The following is an 8,092-nucleotide window of genomic DNA, read 5'->3' as shown; positions in this document are numbered from 1 at the left end:
ACAAAACCCATGACGGTTCCTCCTTATTATTTTTTTCTTATATTATACCGGACTTACGGTTTTTTCGGAAGCGTTTTTAAAGACAGATTCCTAAATTCTATCCAGTTTTGGTAAATTTGTGCAATAAAAAAGACCTTGCGGTTACTTGTTTATCCTATCTCCATCCGCTCCCTTGCCGCTAAGAACCTGTATTCACAACCTCATAAAGTCTTTAAAATTCGACTAATGTGAGATAGTTTTACAAACGCAACCTCAGATGATACCGATTTCTCAACATCCTTGGCTAATCTTCGGGAATGATTCAGCCATGAGAAAGTCCGCTCTACGACCCAACGCTTTGGGATGATGCGCCAACTTCCTTTGATTTTTTCAGAAATATCTACTGGACACTGAAACTCCTGTGCCATCATCTCCTCAAAACTTTTTCGATAACCAGCATCAGCTGAAAAAGCCTTGATTGTCGGAAATTCTGCCATCACTTGACGCGCTACTAAAATTCCTGATTTTGTGTCATGAAGATTCGCTGCATGAACCACAACATCAAGAAGATTCCCCATGGTATCCACCACAATGTGCCGCTTTCTCCCTTTGACTTTTTTACCGCCGTCAATGCCTCGCTCCTCTGCAGCATCCGTTGTTTTCACACTTTGAGAATCAATGATAGCATAGGTTGGAGAGGCTGCTCTGCCAGCTTTTAGTCGCTTTTTTTTACAAGCTCTGTCAAGATGGTATCCCACAAACCACTCACCTTGGCACGACGAAAGAAACTCCACACCGTTGGATAGGGAGGGAAGTCATGAGGGAGCATGCGCCATTGACAGCCGGTTTTAGTGATGTACAAAGTCGCATTAACAAGTTCTCGTTTAGACCATTTATAGGTGCGGTGGTTGGAGAAATAGGGCTCAATCTTAGCCCATTCTTGATCGGTTAAGTCAGTATCATATGCTTTTCGTGTCATAACTCTAGTTTAACATTTTTTGTGAATACAGGTTCTAAGATCCAGAAATTCGACATCTCCTGCAGCACCACCGGTCAATCGATCGGAACCTCCTTCTCCATAAATAGTATCATCACCATTTTGACCGTCTATAGCATCATTAGAGATTCCGCCTCTTAAGTCTTCACTAAAGGTCCGATCTACCACCCTTTTACTTGCCAGCCCATTTATAATAAGTAATTTTCCGAGTATTTCCTTCTGCTCAGGACTGAAATCCTCTGTTAGTTTTTTCAAAGGATTGACAATTAGAAAGTTTTCAAGATTTTTTAGGGTGTAGTTATCAACAGCTTTAAATCCTGAAAATAGATTATTATTTGATGGATAATATTCACCCTTTTCGAATGCATCTAAAACATCCCTGATATGTTTTTGGGCTCTATCTTCTAAGAAATTCCCCTGCAAGTGCCATCCTGTATTTGAAAATTCGTATTCGAATCCTAAGTAAAAACCACCACCAAGATTTGAGACCATATTTAAGACATCATCTGTCGAGCGGAATCGTATGACTTCGCCGGTAAAGCCTTTTCGGCGGCTTTCAATGTCCTGCACCGTCTGCATGTATTTGATGAATAACTCGGCCGCTTTCTGGGGGGATTTCTTAAACAAAGTTGCAAATATGGGAATAGAAATTAAAAGGTAAAGTGGCGCTGCATTATAGACAACCGTCTTAGGGGTGTTGAACTCCAGTGCCACTCGCTGGGCATAGTTGCCGCCCAGTGAATGACCTGTCAAGGTTGTAATCTTAGCCCCTTTTGTCGCTGCAATTCGCTGCGCCTCCCTGTAAAAGTCAAAGGCAGACTGATAGTGGCCGCCCTGACCCAAGCCAATATCAATCAGGTCCGTCAGCCAGTCATTAGCGGCATCTGTCGAGTTATTGGTCCCTGCATAGCCGACAATCACCTCTTTTTTCTTGGTGTCCAGAAAAGCAACACCGGTCATACCAGTCTTCGGATCATGGCGGCTGTAGAGGTATTCTAGGCCGGTGGGGATAGGTTTATTATGTATCAATTCTTCATTAATTAAATCTTTAATTGAATTTTGAGATAACTTTTTTGTATTAAACTTTTTTAAACGCCAAGTATCTTCTACTAGATAAACAGCGTCCATAACATAGCTTGTATATTCTTTTCCCATTTTTTCCTCCGTTTATTTTACTCTGCTGTAATTGTTTCAAAAAAATAAATGTTTGAATCACCTTGAACTGAAACTGTAGAATAATACTTTCCTGAGGAATTATATTTAGGATTTCCCCCCAGTTGAAGAGTAACCGAAGTATCCTGTGGAATGCCTACGTAATCATTTATTAGTTTATCATTGACTCGATAGTATAATACATAAGTCCCTGATACCGGATTCTCCGTTACAGCTTCAATCTCTAGTGAGTGTAGGTAAGAAGTATTGATAGGCATTTGAGTAAAAAAGAATCGTATTTTCTTTACATCATCTTCCAAATTTTGACCATCAACTGCTTGAAATCCCTTCTCATCAGTATATGTTACAGGAAGACGAAGTATCTCCTCATTTTCTGGAGCAGAATCTGAATTTTTTGATTTAGTATAGATTCCTGTTATATTTTTAGCTTCAGAGTCCCCTTTCATAATAAAATAATGACTGTAAATCACATCGTTTTTATATTGCTTTTTTGTATATCGCACCTCAAACCCTTTCGGAAACTTTTTAAAAAGTTCCTCTGCCTTGGCAGTCGGGTAAACTTCCGAGATTCGTGAAAATCTCTCTTCGATTTTTGCTCTTTTCATCGCTGCACATCCTGTCAATACTATTCCTGTAAGCAACAAAACTGCTGCTACTGCTATTTTTTTCATAACTTTGCTTTCTCCTTTTCCTCAGCCATCGTCCCATTGTTTGAAAAACTGCGGTTTTTTCTTATGATTTTCTCCCATCGCTTCCTCCTTATCACAGTCTGATTCTATTCTTCGAATCATGGCGATTGTAGAGGTATTCTAGGCCGATGGGGATAGGTTTGCTTTTACGTTTTAAATTTCTGGCAATCAAACCTTGTGCTTCTTTAGCACTTTTAGGAAAATCCATTCTCCACGTGTCTTCTACAGTATAAACAGCATCCATGATATAACTTGTAAATTCTTTATTCATTTCTTTTCCCCTATTTTTCTTTTATAGCTTCACTAAAATAATCGCGCCCTCTCTTGAAAAAAGCAATTGTGACTGAATATTTGTGAGCTTTGTCAAATTTAGGAACACCAAATAATTCCATTTCAATTTTATCATTGGAATTAATACCAATATAATCATTGATAGTTTGATTAACTATTTCATATCTGATGCTATAATTTCCATCCACAGGACTCTCTGTTACATTCAGATAGGTCAGATCTTTTAGTTTTTCTTTGTCAAAAGAAAAGTTAGTAAAAAGAAATCTGATATTTCTCACAGAAGCAGGCAACTCTTGACCATCAGTAGATTCAATTCCCTTTTCATCAGTGTATTTAATCTGTATAGGTTCTGATTCCACAGAAAGATGTGGGAATTCCTCTTCATAACTCTCCTTTACATACGTTCCTAAAATTTCCTTAGTTTTTGCATCACCATCAAATTTTAATATCTGTGTATAGGGAGAGTCTCCTGTATACTCCGTTTTTAAATACTCAATTTCAAACCCCTTCGGAAACTTTTTAAAAAGTTCCTCTACCTTGGTAGTCGGGTAAACTTCCGAGATTCGTGAAAACCTCTCTTCAAATTCCTGTCTTTTTGCGTTTTCCATGATGGAACACCCCACTAATATGATTACTGCAAGCAATAGACTTGCTACTGCACATAATTTTTTCATCCTATCCTCCTACTCCATCAATAACTCGTCAGCATGACATAAGTTGAATTGTCCAGTTCCATGTCCTTCTCCTTTAATTTTCATTATCTTCATGGATAACTCCATAAATAGTTTCGTAAATATCAAATTTGCTTGCTCTAACAATAGTTTTGCTTGCATAAGTTTTACTAGGATGCAAAAAATCAATTGAGAGTTCAATCTTGGTGTTATCACTTACTCCTAGATAATTGGCTATCCATTTATTGGTGAAATTGTAATCAAGTCTTTCATCACCAGATACTGGATTTTCAAAGTAGTTCCGTAGCTCAAGTTTTGAAATCACTTGCCGGTTTAGGGTTAATTTTGTAAACAGAAATTTCACTTTCGACAAGGTTGGATTAATGGGAGAGCCATCAAGAGCTACAATGCCTTGTCCCTCTAAGTACCGAACTGGCATTTCCTCCAAAATTTTCGGAGTCTCGGGAATATAGTCCACCTTCTTATAAGTCCCCGTTATCTCTTGATTAGCAGGATTTCCCTTTAATTGAACTTTGTAACTAATATACGCTGTATCAGAGAATTCAGCCATAGAATAGTATATCTCAAACCCATTGGGAAACTTCTCAAACAAATCCGTCACTTTCGGCGTCGGATAGACCTTAGACAGGTAGTCCAGATTTTTCTCTATCTTCTCCCTATCTACCTTGTTAGCCTGATTGCCAAGAATACCGCAGCCAGACAGCAAGACCGTCAGCAGCAACACACAGCCGATTATTCCTTTTTTTCATAGAGACCTCCTTATATATACCCTGTCCGCCTTTTTTGGAGCAGATTTTTGCTCCATAGCCAATCTGAAGCGCTTCCAAAAAAACTTTCACACCATACTAATAACTAGTAATAAAACTTTGTAAAACCACTTTATGATATATCAACTTGTTTTTATTATATGTTTTTCCATGTTTTTTGTAAATAGTTTTTGAGTGCTTTTTAGATTATTTTCCCGCTGTTTTTCAAGTTTCAGGCCAGCTCTATTCGATACTGTTTCACTAATGTCTGCGGCAAAATGATTGTCACACAATCTCCCTAAGAAAACCTTCACCATCAAAAAACTTAAATATTTAACTACTGCAAATTTTTTCCTCCGTCAAAAGGAGGTCAAATTTTCCTTGCGCCGTCTTTTTATGATATACTTAAGAGAAGAAAATTTTTAGGAAATAAGACAAGGAAGTACCTTTCTGTGAAAAAAACAAGCAAGATTTTGCTCAATTTCATGAGTACAAGACTCGGTTTTGTCTTGGTTTTACTGCTCCTTTACTGGTTGAAAACCATGTGGGCCTATACCATTGATTTTAATTTAGACATTCAAAGTGCTTACCAAGTATTTCTGGCAATTATCAATCCCTTCCCTATCGCTCTGCTCTTGATTGGGCTGGCTCTCTATCTGAAGAGAACAAAATTATTCTATTTCTTTGCTCTGGGGATTTACAGTCTCCTTTGTATCTGGCTGATTTCAAACTCTATCTACTATCGGGAATTCAGTGATTTTGTCACGGTCAACACCATGCTGGCTTCCAGCAGTGTTTCTGCAGGTCTGGGCGAAGCCGCTCTGGAACTCTTCCGGCCTTGGGATATTATCTATATCCTTGATTTCCCGATTTTAGGATTTTTATTCTTTAAGAAATACCTCCGCACTGATCCGCGTCCCTTCAATAAGCGTGCCGGCTTTGCTATCACTTCGCTGTCTGCCATGCTCTTTTCAGCCAATCTCTTTTTGGCAGAGGTGGACCGGCCTGAGCTGCTGACCCGCGGCTTCTCCAACTACTATATCGTCCGGGCTCTGGGCCTGCCGGCCTTTCTGGGCTACAGTGCCAATCAGACCTACAGTGCCAACAAAGAGCGCTCCAAGGCCTCAGAAAAAGATTTGGAACCCGTCACTCAGTATATCCAATCGCATTATGCCGAGCCAAACAATGACTATTACGGCATTGCCAAAGGCCGCAATGTGATTTATCTCCATCTGGAAAGCTTCCAGCAGTTCCTGATCGACTATAAGCTGCAGAAAGACGGGAAAGAATACGAAGTAACGCCTTTCCTCAACTCTCTCTATCATTCCAACTCAACCCTGGCCTTCTCCAATATCTTTAATCAGGTCAAGGCTGGGAAAACCTCCGATGCGGAAACCATGCTGGAAACAGGCCTCTTCGGTCTCAACCAAGGCTCCTTTATGGTCAACTACGGCGGAACCAATACCCAGCAGGCAGCCCCTTTCATCCTGTCTAAAAACGGCGACTATACTTCTGCTGTTTTCCATGGAAATACCGGCAGCTTCTGGAACCGCAACACAGCCTACAAGCAGTGGGGCTACAACTACTTCTTTGACGCCTCCTACTTCACAAAGCAGGATGATACCAACTCCTTCCAATACGGCCTGAATGACAAGGTCATGCTGAAAGACTCCATCAAATACTTAGAGCATCTGCAGCAGCCTTTCTATGCTAAGTATATCACCGTCTCCAACCACTATCCTTACACCACCAGCCTGATTGGCGATGAGATTGGCTTTCCGCTGGCTGATACCAAGGACGAAACCATCAATGGCTATTTTGCGACAGCCAATTATCTGGATGCTTCGATCAAGTCTTTCTTTGACTATCTGAAAGAATCCGGCCTTTATGACAACTCCGTGATCGTCCTTTACGGCGACCACTTTGGGATTTCCCAGTCCCGCAATCCGGATCTGGCTCCCCTTTTGGGCAAAAATTCGGAAACTTGGTCCAGCTATGACAATGCCATGATGCAGCGCGTCCCTTATATGGTCGTGGTGCCGGGCATGGACAAGGGAAAGATTATTGATACTTATGGCGGCCAAATCGACATGCTGCCGACGCTGGAGCACCTGCTGGGTATCTCTTCCAAAAACTATCTCCAGGTCGGCCAGGATTTGCTGTCACCGCAGCACCAGCAAATCGTTGCCTTTCGCTCCAGCAATAACTTTGTCACCCCTAAGTACACCAGCTTTAATGGCCGGACCTACTACACTCAGACTGGCGAAGAAATCACCAATCCGGACGAAACGATTAAGAAAGAACTGGAAGAAATCCGGACGGCGGCCAATACCCAGCTCAATATCAGCGACTCTATTCAAACCGGCGATCTGATCCGTTTCTATAAAGGCAATGACTTGGGCAAGGTCAATCCGGATGATTACTCTTATCTCAATTCGATGAAGGCTCTCTTGGCCATTGAAAAGGAAAAGGGCGACCAATCGACCAGCCTTTACTCTAAGCGGGGCGGAGTATCAACCGTTGATCTCTTTAACTCGCCAAGCTATCGCGCCCTCCACCCAGAGCAGTTCCAGACCAGCAGCAGCGACGAAGAAGGCAGCGCGGAAGCCTCTTCCAGCTCTTCCTCCTCCAGCTCAGCGGCTGCTCCATCCTAATGAAAAAACGTAAGAATAACAGGTATTCTTACGTTCAGAACGTAGACAAATTCCATTTTCTTTGTAAAAATTTTATAAATTCTTACAAAGAATTAAGAAAAAGCTCATTGCTATAATTAAAACAAGGATCAACCAAGTCTTTCTGCTGTGAGAAAAGCGCCTGAAACTAAAGAGTTTCAGGTGCTCGGAAGATTTGAGACTTTAGGCTCAAATCTTAGGTATGGAATTCCGAAGGAAGTCGCTACCGTCCGCACTCACTTAAGGAAAGACTTTGGATAACTTTGTCTTCAGTCTCAAAACGTAAGAATAACAGGTATTCTTACGTTTTTTCTGTATCTAGGACTTGAAAGACAGTTGCCGTCAGATTTTCCACATAGAAAGGTTTCTTATGGCGGCTGTTGCCGGCCACTAAGCGCAGGCGGTCAGCATCATTAGCTAGGTAGTACGGCAGGCCGCTGGCATTAAAGATGATTTCATAATGCTGCTCATCCTTGATCTCAAAGATAATCAGGCCGCTGCCCTGCTCTGCTGATTTGACAAAGACATGCTTATAAATATCTTCATAGGTCTGATAGGAAAATTCTTTCGCTGTCTTTTTTAAATGAATGATGTCTTTAATATAGTCAATGCTGTTCTGGTGCTGGCTGATAAGGTCCCAGTTGACCTGATTGACCGCATCCGGCGCATTGTAGCTGTTCATAGCTCTTTCGCGGTCGCTGGCCAGAACCTGGCCTTCTGCTCCGGTCCCCAGCAGCTTGCTGCGGGAGAACTCCTGCCCCAGCTCCATAAATGCCATGCCCTGCATGAGCAGGTTCATAGCTGTCGCCAGCTCAATCCGTTTGGTACGGGTCAGCTCATCATCATCCGGATG

The 8,092-nt window shown here is 41.5% G+C and carries 7 protein-coding genes and 1 pseudogene; 1 reads left to right on the top strand and 7 read right to left on the bottom strand.

Annotation, left to right across the window (positions count from 1 at the left end; translation table 11 throughout):
• Window positions 1–200: 200 nt before the first annotated feature.
• From STRDD11_RS05605 to STRDD11_RS05575, 6 genes are all read right to left on the bottom strand, one after another.
• Window positions 201–737, bottom strand: coding sequence for an IS5 family transposase (locus STRDD11_RS05605; protein WP_164828395.1), 537 nt, complete (start codon window positions 735–737; stop codon window positions 201–203).
• A gap of 230 nt (window positions 738–967) precedes the next feature.
• Window positions 968–2,131, bottom strand: coding sequence for a Tle-like phospholipase domain-containing protein (locus tag STRDD11_RS05595; protein ID WP_128836152.1), 1,164 nt, complete (start codon window positions 2,129–2,131; stop codon window positions 968–970).
• Window positions 2,132–2,148: 17 nt separating this feature from the next.
• Window positions 2,149–2,820, bottom strand: a complete 672-nt coding sequence (locus tag STRDD11_RS05590; protein WP_128836150.1) for a Csa1 family protein — start codon at window positions 2,818–2,820, stop codon at window positions 2,149–2,151.
• Window positions 2,821–2,911: 91 nt separating this feature from the next.
• On the bottom strand, window positions 2,912–3,109 hold the full coding sequence (locus tag STRDD11_RS05585) for a hypothetical protein (protein WP_128836148.1): 198 nt from the start codon (window positions 3,107–3,109) through the stop codon (window positions 2,912–2,914).
• Window positions 3,110–3,119: 10 nt separating this feature from the next.
• Window positions 3,120–3,803 carry a Csa1 family protein gene (locus STRDD11_RS05580; RefSeq protein ID WP_128836146.1) on the bottom strand — a complete coding sequence of 228 codons (684 nt, stop codon included), beginning with the start codon at window positions 3,801–3,803 and terminating at the stop codon, window positions 3,120–3,122.
• Window positions 3,804–3,876: 73 nt separating this feature from the next.
• Window positions 3,877–4,545: a hypothetical protein gene (locus STRDD11_RS05575; protein ID WP_128836144.1), complete on the bottom strand. Its 669-nt coding sequence runs from the start codon at window positions 4,543–4,545 to the stop codon at window positions 3,877–3,879.
• Window positions 4,546–5,019: 474 nt separating this feature from the next.
• Between STRDD11_RS05575 and STRDD11_RS05570 the strand changes: the two genes are divergently transcribed.
• Window positions 5,020–7,221, top strand: a complete 2,202-nt coding sequence (locus STRDD11_RS05570) for an LTA synthase family protein (RefSeq protein ID WP_128836142.1) — start codon at window positions 5,020–5,022, stop codon at window positions 7,219–7,221.
• Between the two features lie 319 nt (window positions 7,222–7,540).
• Here the strand turns inward: STRDD11_RS05570 and STRDD11_RS14230 are convergent.
• Window positions 7,541–8,092, bottom strand: a pseudogene (locus tag STRDD11_RS14230) (type I pullulanase); the annotation flags it as partial.

Source organism: Streptococcus sp. DD11, from assembly GCF_001578865.1.
Lineage (GTDB): Bacteria > Bacillota > Bacilli > Lactobacillales > Streptococcaceae > Streptococcus > Streptococcus panodentis.
This window is presented reverse-complemented; position numbering and strand designations above follow the sequence as displayed.

What these genes read in the sequence shown, in the direction of transcription:
- STRDD11_RS05595 (WP_128836152.1), bottom strand. Translation starts at nt 2,131, where the DNA reads ATGGGAAAAGAATATACAAGCTATGTTATGGACGCTGTTTATCTAGTA.
- STRDD11_RS05590 (WP_128836150.1), bottom strand. Translation starts at nt 2,820, where the DNA reads ATGAAAAAAATAGCAGTAGCAGCAGTTTTGTTGCTTACAGGAATAGTA.
- STRDD11_RS05585 (WP_128836148.1), bottom strand. Translation starts at nt 3,109, where the DNA reads ATGAATAAAGAATTTACAAGTTATATCATGGATGCTGTTTATACTGTA.
- STRDD11_RS05580 (WP_128836146.1), bottom strand. Translation starts at nt 3,803, where the DNA reads ATGAAAAAATTATGTGCAGTAGCAAGTCTATTGCTTGCAGTAATCATA.